Here is a 16,113-nt window from a genome sequence, read left to right on the forward strand (position 1 = left end):
TATGAGGGATTACGAAGATATAGGCGAAGGGGATTCACAAGGTGTAGGTTTTGATTTTAAAGGGTTTTTATTTAAAGCACTGAATCTTTGGAAATTAATTTTATTTTGTGTAGGTGCAGCTTTACTCGTTGCTTATTTTATTAATGTACGAAAGGAGAGTATTTATAGGTTAGATTCTTTGGTTACTATAGATAATGAGCAAAACCCATTTTTTACGGCTAATACAAGTATTTCATTTAATTGGGGAGGGGTTTCTGGTAAAGTAGGTAGTATTTTAACAGAAATAAAAACAAGAACTCATAATGAATTAGTTATTGATTCATTAGAGTATTATAAATTATATCTCAAACAAGGCAAATACCATCTTATAGATATTTATAAAGATGCTCCGTTTAACGTTATAACAGATAAGTCTAAGCCTCAGGCATTAAATAAGGAAATAGGGATTAAACTTCTGGATGACTTATCTTATGAGATTTTTTATGAGTTTACTGAAAATAAGGTTTTGACTCAAGTATTTGATTCTAAGGAAAAATTGACAACTAGTGTTAGTGTAGGGATGTTTTCTAAAGTGTTTAAGTATGGTGAGGTTGTAAATATTCCTTTTTTTAATGGAGTTGTTAATTTAAAGCCCGAGGTGTTGGTGACTAAAGGTGACACATACTTTGTAAAATATTTAAATTTTGATAGTGTTGTAAATCAATATAAAAACAGTATTAATATTGAGCCTTACTCTAAACAGTCTTCATCCGTTTTAAGGTTGTCACTTATAGGGAAGAATAAATCTAAAATTGTTGACTTTCTCAATGCAACATCTGCTATTTTGAGTAGAACAGAATTAGAACGAAAAAATCTCTATGCTACAAATACCATAAAGTTTATTGATAGTAGTTTAGGTGCCGTAGATTTAAATCTGAAAGCTGTAACGGATGAAATGAATAGCTTTAGAAAGGATAATAAGGTCTTTAATGTAGAGGATGAAATAAGTCAGATTTCAGAACAGTTGAAGGCTTACGATCTAGAAAAACTAAATGAAGAATCTAAGTTAGATTATTTAAATACTTTAGAAAATTATTTAAGAACAAAAACAGACTACACTAAAATTGCAGCGCCTTCATCTGTTGGTATTGAGGAAGTGAATATTTTAACAGGTGTAAGTCGAATTATAGCTCTTTCTGTAGAAAGAAGAAACCTTGAATACTCCACTAAAGAAGGGTCTATCCTTTTTGAAGATGTAGATCGCCAACTCAATACAGAAAAGGATGTGTTGCTAGAAGCTATTAATGTTACTGAAAATACTATTGGAGTAAAGTTAAATACTATAGGTAGAAAGATAGCTAATTTAGAATCTAAGCTTATAGGGCTTCCTGAGGACCAACAAGAATATTTAAAGATTCAGCGTAAATTAGATTTGAGTAGGGAAGCTTTTGATATTTATCAAGCTAAAAGAGGTGAAGCTGCCATAGTAAAAGCAGCAAACGTATCGGATATTACGGTTATAGATGAAGCTAAGGATATTGGTGATGCTCCAATTGGACCAAATAGAGCATTAAATTACATGATGGGCTTAATGATTGGTTTTTTCTCTCCGATGTTTTTGATTTTTGTAGTTTATCTGTTAGATAACACCATTCATGGTTCAGACGAAGTTACAAGGATGTCTAAAATTCCAATTTTAGGATTAATAGGTAAATACCGATACAAAAATAATTTAGTGGCTTATGAAAAGCCAAAATCTGCTGTGGCTGAGTCTTTTAGAGCAATTAGATCGAGTTTGCAGTTTATTTTTAAAAATTCTGTTTCTGAAACAAAGGCGAATACCTTAATGATAACATCTTCAGTTAGTGGTGAAGGGAAAACATTTACATCAATTAATATAGCAACGGTTTATGCCCTTTCTGGAAAAAAAACCATTTTATTAGGACTAGATTTACGTAAGCCAAAAATCTTTGGGGATTTTAATATTACTAACGAAAGAGGTATTGTAAATTATCTTATAGGAGACAGTGGTTTGGATGAAGTTACTATGAGTACTCATATTGAAAATTTAGATGTAATTCCTTCGGGACCAGTTCCTCCAAATCCTTCTGAATTATTGATGGGAGATAAGCTAAAAGAACTCATAACTATACTTAAGCAAGAGTATGACATGATTATTTTAGATACACCTCCATTAGGTTTGGTTACAGATGCCTTAGAGTTAGTGCAATATGCTGACGCCACTATTTTTATGGTGAGATTGGATTATACTAAAAAAGGAATGCTGCAACTGGTAAATGCAAAACATCGATCAGGCGAACTTAAAAATGTAAGTTTTGTGCTTAATTTTTATAGACATAAAAACAATCATAATTATGGTTATGGCTACGGTTATGGCTACGGTTATGGCTACGGCGTTTATGGAAATACATATCATGAAAAAGACGATTCTTCACTTCTAAAAAAGATTAAGAATTTCTTAAAAAAAATATGAATCGTTTTAATTATTAAGTATTTTGATCACTAAAACTCAACTTCTAATCAAACGTATTTTTGATTTAGTTTTAGTGCTATTAGTTTTTCCTTTATTAATCATTCCTATTCTTGTACTTATTATTATCGCTACTATAGATACTAAGGAGTTTGGTGTTTTTTCGCAGAAACGAGTGGGGCAACACGGTAAAATATTTAAAATTTATAAAATTAGAACCTTAAAAGAAGGAAAACATCAATTAGGTCGTTTAGACCAGAGTGCCAGTGCTATTGGAAAATACTTAAGACGTACTAAATTAAATGAGTTGCCTCAATTATTTAATGTACTAATAGGCGATATGAGTTTTGTTGGTCCAAGACCTGATTTGCAGGGTTTTGCTGATGAGTTAAAAGGTGAAGATCGAATTATTTTAATGGTAAAACCGGGAATTACTGGTCCAGCCACTTTAAAATATAGGAATGAAGAACGTGTATTAGAGCGTCAAAAAGATCCAGATAACTACAATAGAACGATTATTTGGGTAGATAAAGTGAAAATCAATAAAAAGTATGTTCTTAATTATAGTTTTTACTTAGATTTGGCATTCATTTTAAAATCTACTTTAAACAAATGACACATTCAGAAGATAAGATTGCAATTATAGGATTAGGTTATGTTGGTTTGCCTCTTGCCGTAGAGTTTGCAAAGAAATTCTTTGTAGTTGGTTTCGATATTAATAAACAACGCATCAGTGAATTAAATACGGGTTTAGATAAAACATTAGAAGTTGACAACGAGAATTTAAAATCGGTTTTAACTACAGACTTAAACTCTAATAAAGGTTTATATATTACTGATAACGTTGAGGCATTAGCTGCTACAAATGTATATATTATTACAGTGCCAACTCCAACAGATGCATTAAATAAGCCTGTATTTACACCTTTAATAAAGGCTAGTGAAACTGTTGGTCGTGCGATGTCTAAAAATGATATTGTTATATACGAATCAACAGTTTATCCTGGTGCAACAGAAGATATTTGTGTCCCTATTTTAGCTGAGGTTTCAGGTTTAACTTATAACAAAGATTTTTTTGCTGGTTATTCGCCAGAACGTATTAACCCGGGCGATAAACAACATACTGTAACTAAGATTTTAAAAGTTACTTCTGGTTCTACACCAGAAATAGCTAAGAAAGTTAACGATTTATACTTAAAAGTAATTACAGCAGGTACGCATTTAGCTCCTTCGATAAAAGTAGCTGAAGCAGCTAAAGTTATTGAAAACTCTCAACGAGATATCAATATTGCTTTTGTAAATGAATTGTCTAAAATATTTAGATTACTAGACATTGATACTAAAGCGGTGTTAGAAGCTGCTGGTACGAAATGGAATTTCTTAAAATTCTCACCAGGTTTAGTGGGGGGTCACTGTATTGGAGTAGATCCTTATTACTTGGCACAAAAAGCTATTGAGTCTGGTTATAATCCAGAAATTATTTTAGCTGGTCGTAAGATGAATGACAGTATGGGGAGCTACGTTGCCACCGAAACTGTTAAGATGATGATTAAAAAAGGAGCTACGATTAAAGGATCTAAAGCCCTTGTTTTAGGAACAACTTTTAAAGAAAATTGTCCAGATATCAGAAACTCTAGAGTTATTGATATTATAGAAGAGTTAGAAACATACCACGTAAATGTAGATGTATATGATCCATGGGCTTCTAAAGAAGAAGTGAAGCATGAGTATGGTTTCGATCTAATTACTGATTTTGGAGGTTTAAGTTCAGATTACGATGCTGTTATTTTAGCGGTTTCGCATAATGAGTTCTTAGAATTAGATATTACTAAATTAAAATCACAAACAGGTGTTGTTTTCGATGTAAAATCATTACTTCCTTTAGACGCCGTAGACGCAAGATTATAATGTATTCAAACCCACATCACACAGCAGATCTATCTGAATTAAGTTTTTTAATCACAGGTGGTGGAGGCTTCATTGGCTCTAACCTTACAGAATACTTATTAAAGTATAATGCTAAAAAAGTAAGAGTTTTAGATAACTTTTCTAATGGGCATCGCGAAAACTTAACTGAGTTTATGGATAATCCTGCCTTTGAACTTATAGAAGGCGATATCAGAGATTTAGAGACTTGTAAAAAAGCTATGGACGGGATTGATTATGTTTCTCATCAAGCAGCTTTAGGATCTGTGCCTCGCTCTATTAATGATCCAGCAACAACGAATGAAGTCAATATTTCTGGATTTTTAAATATGATGATTGCATTAAAGGATAGTCCTACAGTAAAACGTATGGTCTATGCAGCATCTAGTTCAACTTATGGAGATAGTAAAGCATTGCCAAAAGTAGAAGATACTATAGGTAAACCTTTGTCTCCTTATGCTGTTACAAAATACGTAAATGAATTGTATGCTGATGTGTTTGGAACAACTTATGATACTGATGTAATTGGCTTAAGATATTTTAATGTATTTGGCCCTAAGCAAAGTCCTAGTGGTGCTTATGCAGCTGTAATTCCATTATTCATGCAGGCGCTTAAAGATAATGAGCCTTCAAAAATTAATGGAGACGGTGAGCAAACAAGAGATTTTACTTTTATAGATAATGTGGTTCAGGCTAATGTAAAAGGATTTTTTGCCTCTAAAGAAGCGAAGAATGAGGTCTTTAATGTAGCTTGCGGTGAACGTATTACTATAAATTATTTATGGGAATCATTGCGTATTGCAGCAAATTCTGAGTTAAAGGCTATTTACGGTCCGAATAGACAGGGAGATGTAAGAGATTCTTTAGCTGATATTTCAAAGGCTCAAAATTTATTAGGTTATAAACCAAAATATACTGTAAGAGAAGGTTTAAAAATTACTTGGGATTTTTTTAATTAGAGGAAATTTATCTATAATTGATTTGTTTATTTAAAATTAATATCTTTATTCCGAGTTAATTAAATAAGGTCTAGTGTATTCCCCTGATATTTCTAAACTTTAATATAAACATTAATTATTAATGACAAATATTTTAGTAACTGGAGGTGCTGGTCAGTTAGGGAGTTCGATTGCTGCTAAACTAGCATTAAAAGAAAATGTAACGGTTGTAATTATAGATAACCTCTCAACTGGAGAAAAATCCAAAATTCCTAAAAAAGAAAATATTAAGTTTATAAAGGCAGATGTCAATGATTATAATGACATTATCTCAATCTTTGCAACTTTTAAATTCGATTATGTATTTCATTTTGCAGCAGTTGTTGGTGTTGAAAGAACATTAAAAAACCCAATAAATGTCTTACATGATATAGACGGTATAAAGAATATACTGTCATTGTCCAAAAACTCTGGTGTAAAACGTGTTTTTTATTCGAGTTCATCAGAAGTTTATGGGGAGCCTTTTGAAATTCCTCAAAATGAAAATACAACACCTTTAAATTCAAGGTTGCCTTATGCCATTGTAAAAAATGTTGGAGAGGCATTTCTTAAAGCATATCAAAGAGAAAACGATTTAGATTATACAATTTTTCGCTTTTTTAATACTTATGGACCTTTTCAGAGTAATGATTTTGTAATGCCTAGATTTTTGAAATTGGCAATGAATAATCAGCCTATTCCAATTTATGGTCATGGAGATCAAACACGTTCATTCTGTTATATTGATGATAATGTAGATACTTGCCTCAAAGCTTTATATGAAGATGCGTATGTTAATGATGTTTTAAATATAGGTAATGGTGATGAAATAAGTATATTACATTTGGCAGAAAAAATTATAGAGCTTACTAATTCAACATCAGAAATCATTTTTCTTCCATCTTTAAAAGAAGGTGATATGACTAGACGATGTCCAGATATAACTAAGATGAAAGCCTTACTAGGAAGAGATTTAGTTACTGTAGAAGAAGGGATAATGAAAATGATAAATCACTATAATACTTATACAATTCAAAAGACTTACTAATTTAAGTAATTTTCCTTTCTTATATTCGCAATATTATTAAAAAAAAATATAATTGAAAACTGCAGAAGAGCATTGGTTATATGTCATTTCTTCAAAAAAGAAACTTCTAGACCTTAATTTTAAAGAAATTTGGAATTATAGAGATTTGCTATTTTTATTTGTAAAAAGGGATATTATAACATTGTATAAACAAACGGTTCTCGGACCGCTATGGTACTTAATTCAACCTTTATTTACATCACTAATATTTACGTTAATATTTAATAACCTAGCAGATATTCCTACAGGTGAAGGTGTGCCTAATTTTCTGTTTAATTTGGCAGGTATTACATCTTGGAACTATTTTAAAGATTGTTTGGTTGGTACTAGTGATACCTTTAAAAAGAACGAAAACATTTTTGGAAAAGTATATTTCCCTAGAGTTATAATGCCTATGTCTGTTGTGGTTTCAAATTTATTGAAATTTGGTATTCAGCTTTTGGTGTTTATTGGTTTTTATATCTATTACCTCTATTTTACAGGTAATACGTTTAATGTTATGCCACAATTAAGTTTATTGCTTTTACCTCTGTTAATAGGTTTAATGGCGCTTTTAGGATTAGGTTTTGGTATGATAATATCTTCAATGACTACCAAATATAGAGATTTAACTTTTCTAGTTCAATTTGGTGTACAATTATTAATGTATGGATCAGCAGTCATGTATCCAATGTCTTATTTTAAGGATAAATTGCCTAACTATTATTGGTTAATAGAATGGAGCCCCATTGCTATTATCATTGAGTCCTTTAGGGCCATGGTCTTTGGTGTTGGAGAATTAGACATAAATAAATTAATATATACTATAATAACAAGTTTTATAATTTTTCTGATAGGATTAATTATTTTTAATAAAACTGAAAAAAGCTTTATTGATACCATATAATGAGTTCGGAAATAATTTTAAAAGTAGAAAATATAGGTAAACAGTACCGTTTAGGACTTGTAGGTACAGGTACCATTAGTCATGACCTTAATCGTTGGTGGAATAGGATCAGAGGAAAGGAAGACCCTTATTTAAAAGTGGGTGAAGCTAATGATAGAAGTTCGAAAGGTGATTCCGACTATGTTTGGGCAATAAAAGATATCAATTTTGAAGTTAAGCGTGGTGAGGTTCTTGGGATTATAGGTAAAAATGGGGCAGGCAAATCAACCTTACTAAAAATTTTATCTCGTGTCACAGGACCTACAACAGGACAGATTAAAACCAAAGGAAGAATCGCGTCTTTATTAGAAGTAGGCACTGGGTTTCACCCTGAAATGACTGGGAGAGAAAATATTTATTTGAATGGTGCTATCCTTGGAATGACCAAAGCTGAAATAAATTCTAAAATAGATGAAATTATTGATTTCTCAGGCTGTTTAAGATATGTGGATACTCCTGTTAAGCGCTATAGCTCAGGTATGAAAGTACGCTTAGCTTTTGCTGTTGCAGCTCATTTAGAGCCTGATATCTTAGTGGTAGATGAGGTGCTTGCCGTTGGTGATGCAGAGTTTCAGAAAAAAGCCATAGGTAAAATGCAAGACATATCTCATAGTGACGGAAGAACTGTTTTATTTGTAAGTCATAATATGGCAGCTGTGAAGAGTTTGTGTACAAGAGCTATTGTATTAGAACACGGGACTTCGGTTTTTGAGGGAGGGGTAGATGAAGCTATTAGTTATTATTTAAATTTAGATAATACCAATGGGAGTGAAACCTTACGTTATTTTAAAGAAGAAGATTTTAAAGAATATTCTTTTTTTATACAATCTGTAGGCATAAAGGGAGTTTCTAAAAATTATGAAGAGCCCTTAACTAGAGAGGATCATTTAATCTTAGAAATGTCAATTACTAAACACACTACAGAGGTATTAGTGGTTGTTTTTCGTTTTAAGGATGGTGATGGTAATATTATATTTGTTACCAATTCTAATGATGCTCAAATGAATTTAGAAAATGAAGGTAAACAATTGTTATCAATGCATTTACCAAATTTTTTCTTTAATGAAGGAAACTTTAGTGTTGATGCTATGATTACAAATGGTAAAAAGCAATTGTTTTTTGAACCAGACTGTATTCAATATACGATGCTTCAGGAGGCTAAAAAACTAGGTGATTGGATGGGGAAAACCAAAGGAGCTTTAAAACCTAAATTTGAATGGCTATTAGAATATGAAAGTTGATTTTTTTATTATTGGTGGGCAAAAATGCGGAACTACGGCTTTGCATAGCTTTTTAATTAACCATCCTCAAATTAAAGGTGGAAGCAAACAGAAGGAATTAGATTTTTTTGCTTACGAAAAATTATTCAACAAAGGCTTGAGTAATTATCATTCTAAATTTAATAAGAACATTAAAGAAAAGATTTTATTAAAAAAAACGTTTTTTTTGGACTCATCGCCTTCATATTTATTAGATGAAAATCCTGAAATAACTTCAAGTAGAATATATGAGTATAATGCGAAAGGTAAGGTTATTGTACTTGTTAGAAATCCCATAGAAAGAAGTTTTAGCGCTTTTCAAATGTATAAAAAAAGATATTTTGAAAGAGATAGAAATTGGTGGGTTAAATGGGTTAAGGAAAGAGGAGGTGATACTAATAATATAATAAAAAGGAAAGAAGCAGAATTTAACAATTTTAATCTTTTTATAAAAAATGAGATTTGTGCGAGAGAAAAAGGCTTGAAAATAGAATGCCCTGTTTTAAAGAATGGGGAGTATTCAAAAAGTATAAATCTTTATAGAAATAAATTTAAATCAAATTTTTTATTGATTCAAAACGAAGAAATGCATAAGAATACGACTTCGACTTTAGTGAAGGTTTCGGATTTTTTAAATATTAAACCATTTGATTGGTCTATCTTTTCAGATAAAAAAGTGTTTGAGGGAAGTTATCATTTTGAAGTAGATTTAGAAACTATTAATCTTTTAAAAAATTATTACCAAAACGATATCAACTTTTTACTTAAGGATTTTAATATAGATTATAGATGATACACGTCACCAAAACTTTTTTACCACCACAACAAGAGTATCAGGAGATTTTAAAACGTGCTTGGGATACTGGATGGATGACCAACAGAGGGGTTTTGGTTAAGGAGTTAGAGACTAAATTACAATCGTTTTTAGGGGCGCCTAATATCATTGCTATGACAAATGGTACGTTGCCTTTACAAATAGCCATTAAAGCTTTAGGGTTAAAAGGAGAAATTATTACAACCCCTTTTAGTTATGTCGCTACGACTAGTAGTATCGTTTGGGAAGGTTGTACACCGGTTTTTGTAGATATACATCCAGAATATTTAACAATAGACGAGTACAAAATAGAAGCTGCTATAACAGATAAAACTTCAGCTATATTGGCAACGCATGTTTTTGGTAACCCTTGTGAAATAGAGGTTATTGAAGGGATAGCAAAAAAACATAACTTAAAGGTTATTTATGATGCGGCCCATTGTTTTGGTGTGACTTATAAGGGGAAATCTGTTTTTAACTATGGTGATGTAAGTACATGTAGTTTTCATGCTACAAAGCTATTTCATACAGGAGAAGGAGGGGCTTTGTTTTGTAAGTCAAACTATTTTGAAACCCTATTTTCATATCATAATTTTGGACATGATGGACCAGAGCATTTTAGTAGTTTAGGAATAAATGCTAAAATGAGCGAACCACAGGCAGCAATGGGATTAGCTGTGTTTCCATATATGGGCGAGATACTTTCAGAGCGCAAAAAAGTAGTTGACAGCTACAATAAAGCCTTTGCTTCAACAAAATTACAGTTACTTAAAATTAGAAACCATACTGAATGGAACTATAGCTATTACCCTATTATTTTTGAAGATGAAAAGCAATTATTAAACGTAAAACAGGCCTTAGAAAAACATTCTATTTTTCCTAGACGTTATTTTTACCCTTCTTTAAATAGATTGCCATATATTGAGCAGCAACGTATGGTAATTTCTGAATCTATATCATTAAGAATTTTATGTTTACCACTTTATGCCGGTTTAGGATCAGAGGATTTGAACCAAATTATTAATATTGTAAAAGAACAATTACTATGATAATCATTGGAGCCAAAGGTTTTGCTAAAGAAGTTTTACAAATTGTATCCGTAGATATGGATTTGCCAGATGACCATATTGTTTTTTTTGATAATGTTAGCGAAGGTTTGCCCTTGAAAATATATAATAGATTTAAAATTCTGAAATCATTTGATGAGGTAAAAAACTATTTATCGGAATCGGAAGACAAGTCTTTTGTATTGGGACTAGGAAATCCTAAGTTACGACAAAAATTATTTATACAATTTATAGAATTAGGGGCATTACCAGTTTCCGTTATTTCAAAAAATGTAGATATAGGGAGTTTTGAAGTAAATATAGGAGAGGGAACTTCCATTATGTCTGGTGTAAAAATATCTAACTCTGTAGAAATGGGTAAAGGGGGTTTAATTTACTACAACTCGATTATTACGCATGACTGTATTATTGGAGATTTTGTAGAGGTATCACCTAATGTAACTATACTAGGCAGAAGTCGTATAGGGAGTGGTACATCATTAGGTGCTTCTTCCGTAATTTTGCCCGATGTTACTGTTGGCAATAATGTGATAGTTGGTGCTGGAGCTGTGGTACTCAACGATGTGCCAAATAATAGTACAATAGTCGGTGTACCAGGTAGAATTATTTCAAAAGAAAATACAATATGATGGTTTCTGTTTGCATGATTACTTATGGTCATGAAAAATACATAAAAGAAGCTATAGAAGGTGTTTTAATGCAAGAATGTAATTTTGATGTAGAATTGATAATTGCTGACGACTGTTCGCCTGATAGTACCCATAAAATTATAGCTGATATTCAACAAAAACATATTAATGGCTCTTGGATAAAGTATACTAAGCATACTGCAAATAAAGGAATGATGCCAAATTTTATATGGGCATTAGACCAATGTCAAAGTAAATATATTGCTTTGTGTGAAGGTGATGATTATTGGACAGATTCTTCAAAATTACAAAAACAGGTTGATTTTTTGGAGGCTAATTTAGATTATAGTATATGTTTTCATAGAGTTAAGATATTAAGAGGAACAGAGTTGTTTGATGATACATCTATTGAGTTTAGATATAATAAAATACAAGAAATGCCTGCAACTATCAATAATTTACTTGAGTTTGGGAATTTTATACATACGACTTCAGTAGTGTTTAGAAATAGAAAATTCGAATTTCCAATGGAATTTAAATACTCTTCTGTTGGTGATTATTTTTTACATTTAATTAATGCAAAGTATGGTTTTATTAAAAGATTAGATATTGTTATGGCTGTATATAGAGAAGGTGTTGGAGTCTTTTCAACTTTAAATGATATAGAGCAACTAAAACAGATAATAAAATATCAAATATGTTTGGTGTCTTATTTTAAAGAAAATGAACAAAAGAGAATAATATTAGAAAAATTGTTTTTTAATATAGAAAGATTGAATAATAGCCACTTAAATCATCACAGTTTAGCAAAGAGACTAAGTTTTAAAAAAATTATAAAAATCTTTATCACAAAACTTTTTAAATACAGAAATGACTGATTTATATATTGTAATAGTAACATATAACGGCATGCGATGGTTAGACAAATGCTTAAAAAGTTGTGCCAACTATTCTGTAGTTATAATTGATAATGCTTCAACAGACGAGACTGTTTCTTTTATTGAGGTTAATTATCCTGAGGTTACTTTATTCAAGCTAGACAAAAACTTAGGTTTTGGTCAGGCCAATAATATAGGAATTAAATATGCTTTAGGTAAAGATGCGGATCATGTGTTTTTGTTGAATCAAGATGCTTATTTGGTGGATTCAGTTTTAGATGATTTGGTTACATTTCAAAAAAGGTATTCAGCATATGGTATTTTAAGTCCTGTTCATATTACTGGTAATAGGCAAAAGTTAGACCGAGGATTTTCTAATTATATGCTTAAAGAAAAAACAGGGCAGTTTTATTCGGACTTTGTTTTAGGTCAACCTTTATCAGAAGTGTATGAGGTGCCTTTTGTAAATGCTGCGGCTTGGTTGCTTTCTAAAGACTGTTTGGAAACTGTGGGAGGTTTTGATCCCTTGTTTTTTCATTATGGTGAGGATGATAATTACTGTCAGCGTGTGCTATATCATGGTTTCAAAATTGGTGTTCTACCAAGTATTTATGTTGTTCATGATAGGGAAGAAAGACAATCACCTACATCAAAAGCTTTCAGTGTTACTTATTATAAAAATAGAGAGATTTATTATAAGACAAAATTGGCAAATATAAATGTAGCAGCAGAGTATGATATATTGATTAAGCAGTTAGGGAAAACAATTTTGAAATTGCAATTACAATTAAAATTGTCTAAGGCAAATGGTTTTAAGAAAGAGTTATCACTTTTAAAGACAATAAAACCTTTAATTATAGAAAGTAGAACTAATAATGTGGTGCCAGGTCCTCATTATTTAAAATGAGCGTTTTAAGTATTTAATTAGATGAATATAAAAAAGGGACACCAAAAGCCTCCGTTTTATATTTAAAGAGTTATACAGTTACAACACTTTTAAGATCAGTAAGGTAACAAATATTCCGTTTTAACGAATATTATACATTATAGATTTTATGATAGATGATCGCTTCTCTTTTTTTTGAATTTTGTGGTTGGTTTTGATTGTACTTTGTATCTTAGTTTGTAATTTGTAATTATGCTAAAACAATCGCTTGTATCTATTATTATTCCCACTTATAACCGAGCTCATTTAGTTGGTGAAACTCTAGATTCTGTTTTGGCACAAACGTATAAGAATTGGGAATGCATTATTGTAGATGATGGAAGTACAGATAATACCGACGAAGTTTTATTATCATATATAAAAAAAGATTCTAGATTTAAATATTATAAACGTCCAGACGAATATCAACCAGGAGGGAATGGAGCTCGTAATTATGGTTTTGCAGTTAGCAAAGGAGTTTTTATAAATTGGTTTGATAGTGATGATCTAATGCATAAAGACTTTTTACTTAAAAAAGTTAGTGTTTTAGAGGAGGACTTGGAGCTTGATTTTTGTTGTTGTTTGCTTGCTGTATTTCAGCAGGATATAAATCGTGGGATTGAGCCTATAAAACCTGTAGTAATGAAATCCACGAATTATATTGAGGATTATTTATTAAGAGGTTTTAGTTTTTCTACTAACTCTCCACTTTGGAGAAGAGGGTTTTTAAAAGGCAAAGATTTATTTAATACAGACATTGTTAAAGGTCAAGAGTGGGATTTTCATTTAAGAATGTTAACATATTCTCCTAAATATAAATATTTAGAAGATGTTTTGTTTTTTGTAAGAAGAGGGAATGATGGTATTTCTACAAATTCAGCCATATCTATTGAGGCTCAGAACTCTATCTTTACCTGTTTTAATAACGCATTTAATATTGTAGATAATAATGTAAAAAAAAATAAGATAATATTATTGCGGTATGTGTTCTACAGACAAGCAGTAAATTATTATAAATTAAGTGTATTAACAAATAGTTTTAAAGGAAGGCTGAGAGTTATAAAAGAATTAGGCAATAAAATTTTATACTATAGTATTGTTGCAGAAACTGGAATAAAAATTAAACTTAAAATTATTCTAGGAATGTTAGTCTTACTTTTTACCGGTAAAGGTTTTAAATATTTTCATTTTCCTTGTTTTGATAAACGTACTGTAAAAGCGTTAAAATTTTAATTTATACTAAACAGCAAGTTATGTATTATTCAAAATTCAAATAAGTAATGGAAAATACTGTAAAAACCATTTTAATTAGTCAGGTGCCAATTCCTTATAAAAAGACAGGGAGCTGGACAACGATGTATGGTTATTATATAGGGCATTTTGAACACAAGATAGATTATATAGTTTGCAATGAAAATCATACAGCCAACAAATCAGTACAATATCAGCATCTTAGAGGTGTAAGTGTTTTAGATAAAATTCAGAATAAATTTATTAAAGGAAAACGTTACAATAATTATTTTGAAGCATTAGATAAAATAATAGAGCCTAATGCCAAGTATATTATTCAGATTGTAGATAACAAAGGTGTCGTAAATCCACTTCATCAGTTTTTATCTAAAAAACATAACCGAAGTAATTTTTGCATTCAATATTTTTATCATGGTTTCATATTAAACTTTAAAAATAATGAAGAAGCGCAGTTTTTTAAATCTATAGATGAGCTTTTTCTACTAACAAAACAGGCGCAATTAGAATTAAATAAAGTATACGGGGAAACGGGTTTAAAGATTCGATATTTGCATAACGGCGTAAATTCAGAAGTGTTCAATACCATCGCCCAAAGCGAAAAAATAGAGTTAAGACAGCATAATCATATTAACACAGATGAATTAGTGTTTTTATGGTGCTCACAAGATAGACCCAAAAAAGGATTAGATATTGCCTTGGCTGCTTTTGAAAAAGTTCATACAAAAAATAGTAAAACAAAGTTATTAGTTGTTGGTGTACATAAAGTTATAGAGCAAAGTGGTGTTGAAGTTATTGGTAAGGTGCCGAATAAAGATTTACCTAAATACTACCAGATGGCAGATATTTTTTTATTTACTACCTTGTGTGAAGAAGGTTTTGGTTTGGTCTTGGCGGAAGCACTCAAGTGTGGATGTTATTGTATCGCATCAAACTTTGGAGGTGTTCCAGAAGTTTTAAATTTTGGAAAATATGGAGTTTTAATAAATGAGCCCTTTAAAGTTGGTAAATGGGTTATAGAAATGGAAAATGCAGTTAGTGAATTTGAAGCGAAAGGCGAGAACCCATATTTGAAAGATTTGCCAAAAAATAGTTATAACCTAGAAGATTGGTGTAAACAAATGAATGTGTTTATTGATGAAGCTAGTATTAAACTATCATAATAGCTAAACATTGAAGGAAAAGACATATAAAGTATTAACTATTATTTATTTTAGCATTTAATTAAAATTGAATTTATAAAACGTATTGAATGCATTATAAAAAGATAGCAGTTGAAGGGGGTCAGAAATTTTCTAATATTGAAGGTAATCAGTATATGTCAGGAGGAGATGACGCCCTAAAAATTCTTTTTAGAATTATATCAGATTTTAAGATAAAAAAAGTATTAGAAGTTGGTTTAGGAATATGTTCTATCTTAGATACGATACTTAGGCGTTCAAAAGGAAATAATGTGTCTATTAGCTATTTTGGAACAGAAGAGAATGACTTTTGCCTTAAAGCATTGCCACAAAATGTTGTGGATTATAACCGAATAGCACTTCATAAAACAATAAGTGATATTCCAAAACCAGAAAGATTTAATTTTATTATTATTGACGGTTCAAATGATGCGCTAAATAATGTAAAAGAATTGCTTAATAGTAATGCTATTATGTTTATTGAAGGGGGAAGACAGTCTCAAATAGATATTATTAAACAAATTTATCCTAAAGCTTTAGTAGTCGAATTTGTAAGTATAAGTAGACCTCCAAGTTATGTTCCTTTTCACCAGAAATGGACGGGAAGTGGTAGTTTAATTTTTTGTGAACCAACAGCAAGCCAAAAGTTATACTGGTTTAAAGAAAAAGTACAATCCTATTTTGAGCAAAGAATAAGAAAATACTTTAGTAGATATATTTAATTCAT

General features: G+C 30.7%; 15 protein-coding genes. All 15 read left to right on the forward strand.

The window, feature by feature from the left end:
• The first annotated feature begins 1 nt into the window (after position 1).
• The 15 genes from KO504_RS00485 to KO504_RS00555 all read left to right on the forward strand — a co-directional run bounded on the left by KO504_RS00485 (position 2) and on the right by KO504_RS00555 (position 16,108).
• A complete protein-coding gene (locus tag KO504_RS00485) occupies positions 2 to 2,473 on the forward strand; it encodes a polysaccharide biosynthesis tyrosine autokinase (protein WP_215924264.1) in 2,472 nt (823 codons plus the stop codon).
• A gap of 22 nt (positions 2,474 to 2,495) precedes the next feature.
• Positions 2,496 to 3,086 carry a sugar transferase gene (locus tag KO504_RS00490; RefSeq protein WP_252723584.1) on the forward strand — a complete coding sequence of 197 codons (591 nt, stop codon included), beginning with the start codon at positions 2,496 to 2,498 and terminating at the stop codon, positions 3,084 to 3,086.
• Entirely contained in the window at positions 3,083 to 4,378 is a 1,296-nt protein-coding gene (locus KO504_RS00495; RefSeq protein ID WP_215924265.1) for a nucleotide sugar dehydrogenase, read from the forward strand. Before KO504_RS00490 ends, KO504_RS00495 begins: the two co-directional genes overlap by 4 nt.
• Positions 4,378 to 5,355 carry an SDR family oxidoreductase gene (locus tag KO504_RS00500; RefSeq protein ID WP_215924267.1) on the forward strand — a complete coding sequence of 326 codons (978 nt, stop codon included), beginning with the start codon at positions 4,378 to 4,380 and terminating at the stop codon, positions 5,353 to 5,355. Before KO504_RS00495 ends, KO504_RS00500 begins: the two co-directional genes overlap by 1 nt.
• A 121-nt stretch (positions 5,356 to 5,476) precedes the next feature.
• Entirely contained in the window at positions 5,477 to 6,421 is a 945-nt protein-coding gene (locus tag KO504_RS00505; protein WP_215924269.1) for an NAD-dependent epimerase/dehydratase family protein, read from the forward strand.
• A gap of 52 nt (positions 6,422 to 6,473) precedes the next feature.
• Positions 6,474 to 7,346, forward strand: a complete 873-nt coding sequence (locus tag KO504_RS00510; protein WP_215924271.1) for an ABC transporter permease — start codon at positions 6,474 to 6,476, stop codon at positions 7,344 to 7,346.
• Positions 7,346 to 8,626 carry an ABC transporter ATP-binding protein gene (locus tag KO504_RS00515; RefSeq protein ID WP_215924273.1) on the forward strand — a complete coding sequence of 427 codons (1,281 nt, stop codon included), beginning with the start codon at positions 7,346 to 7,348 and terminating at the stop codon, positions 8,624 to 8,626. Before KO504_RS00510 ends, KO504_RS00515 begins: the two co-directional genes overlap by 1 nt.
• Positions 8,616 to 9,437 carry a sulfotransferase domain-containing protein gene (locus KO504_RS00520; protein WP_215924275.1) on the forward strand — a complete coding sequence of 274 codons (822 nt, stop codon included), beginning with the start codon at positions 8,616 to 8,618 and terminating at the stop codon, positions 9,435 to 9,437. Before KO504_RS00515 ends, KO504_RS00520 begins: the two co-directional genes overlap by 11 nt.
• Positions 9,434 to 10,507 carry a DegT/DnrJ/EryC1/StrS family aminotransferase gene (locus tag KO504_RS00525; RefSeq protein WP_215924277.1) on the forward strand — a complete coding sequence of 358 codons (1,074 nt, stop codon included), beginning with the start codon at positions 9,434 to 9,436 and terminating at the stop codon, positions 10,505 to 10,507. The genes KO504_RS00520 and KO504_RS00525 overlap by 4 nt, the downstream gene beginning before the upstream one ends.
• Positions 10,504 to 11,154 carry an acetyltransferase gene (locus KO504_RS00530; protein ID WP_215924279.1) on the forward strand — a complete coding sequence of 217 codons (651 nt, stop codon included), beginning with the start codon at positions 10,504 to 10,506 and terminating at the stop codon, positions 11,152 to 11,154. The genes KO504_RS00525 and KO504_RS00530 overlap by 4 nt, the downstream gene beginning before the upstream one ends.
• The gene (locus KO504_RS00535; protein WP_215924281.1) at positions 11,151 to 12,032 is read left to right on the forward strand and encodes a glycosyltransferase family 2 protein; all 882 of its coding nucleotides are present in this window, start codon (positions 11,151 to 11,153) and stop codon (positions 12,030 to 12,032) included. The genes KO504_RS00530 and KO504_RS00535 overlap by 4 nt, the downstream gene beginning before the upstream one ends.
• The gene (locus KO504_RS00540; protein ID WP_215924283.1) at positions 12,025 to 12,939 is read left to right on the forward strand and encodes a glycosyltransferase family 2 protein; all 915 of its coding nucleotides are present in this window, start codon (positions 12,025 to 12,027) and stop codon (positions 12,937 to 12,939) included. The genes KO504_RS00535 and KO504_RS00540 overlap by 8 nt, the downstream gene beginning before the upstream one ends.
• 231 nt (positions 12,940 to 13,170) lie before the next feature.
• A complete protein-coding gene (locus KO504_RS00545) occupies positions 13,171 to 14,190 on the forward strand; it encodes a glycosyltransferase family 2 protein (protein WP_215924285.1) in 1,020 nt (339 codons plus the stop codon).
• 47 nt (positions 14,191 to 14,237) lie between these two features.
• Complete coding sequence (locus KO504_RS00550; protein ID WP_215924287.1) at positions 14,238 to 15,368, forward strand: glycosyltransferase family 4 protein; 1,131 nt, start codon at positions 14,238 to 14,240, stop codon at positions 15,366 to 15,368.
• A gap of 89 nt (positions 15,369 to 15,457) precedes the next feature.
• Positions 15,458 to 16,108, forward strand: coding sequence for a hypothetical protein (locus KO504_RS00555; RefSeq protein WP_215924289.1), 651 nt, complete (start codon positions 15,458 to 15,460; stop codon positions 16,106 to 16,108).
• The last annotated feature ends 5 nt before the right edge of the window (positions 16,109 to 16,113 follow it).

Source organism: Winogradskyella psychrotolerans, assembly GCF_018860565.1.
In the GTDB taxonomy this organism is placed as follows: Bacteria; Bacteroidota; Bacteroidia; order Flavobacteriales; family Flavobacteriaceae; genus Winogradskyella; species Winogradskyella damuponensis.

Coding starts and splice junctions, on each gene's coding strand:
- KO504_RS00485 (WP_215924264.1), top strand. CDS start 2: ATGAGGGATTACGAAGATATAGGCGAAGGGGATTCACAAGGTGTAGGT.
- KO504_RS00495 (WP_215924265.1), top strand. CDS start 3,083: ATGACACATTCAGAAGATAAGATTGCAATTATAGGATTAGGTTATGTT.
- KO504_RS00500 (WP_215924267.1), top strand. CDS start 4,378: ATGTATTCAAACCCACATCACACAGCAGATCTATCTGAATTAAGTTTT.
- KO504_RS00505 (WP_215924269.1), top strand. CDS start 5,477: ATGACAAATATTTTAGTAACTGGAGGTGCTGGTCAGTTAGGGAGTTCG.
- KO504_RS00515 (WP_215924273.1), top strand. CDS start 7,346: ATGAGTTCGGAAATAATTTTAAAAGTAGAAAATATAGGTAAACAGTAC.
- KO504_RS00520 (WP_215924275.1), top strand. CDS start 8,616: ATGAAAGTTGATTTTTTTATTATTGGTGGGCAAAAATGCGGAACTACG.
- KO504_RS00525 (WP_215924277.1), top strand. CDS start 9,434: ATGATACACGTCACCAAAACTTTTTTACCACCACAACAAGAGTATCAG.
- KO504_RS00530 (WP_215924279.1), top strand. CDS start 10,504: ATGATAATCATTGGAGCCAAAGGTTTTGCTAAAGAAGTTTTACAAATT.
- KO504_RS00535 (WP_215924281.1), top strand. CDS start 11,151: ATGATGGTTTCTGTTTGCATGATTACTTATGGTCATGAAAAATACATA.
- KO504_RS00540 (WP_215924283.1), top strand. CDS start 12,025: ATGACTGATTTATATATTGTAATAGTAACATATAACGGCATGCGATGG.
- KO504_RS00545 (WP_215924285.1), top strand. CDS start 13,171: ATGCTAAAACAATCGCTTGTATCTATTATTATTCCCACTTATAACCGA.
- KO504_RS00550 (WP_215924287.1), top strand. CDS start 14,238: ATGGAAAATACTGTAAAAACCATTTTAATTAGTCAGGTGCCAATTCCT.
- KO504_RS00555 (WP_215924289.1), top strand. CDS start 15,458: ATGCATTATAAAAAGATAGCAGTTGAAGGGGGTCAGAAATTTTCTAAT.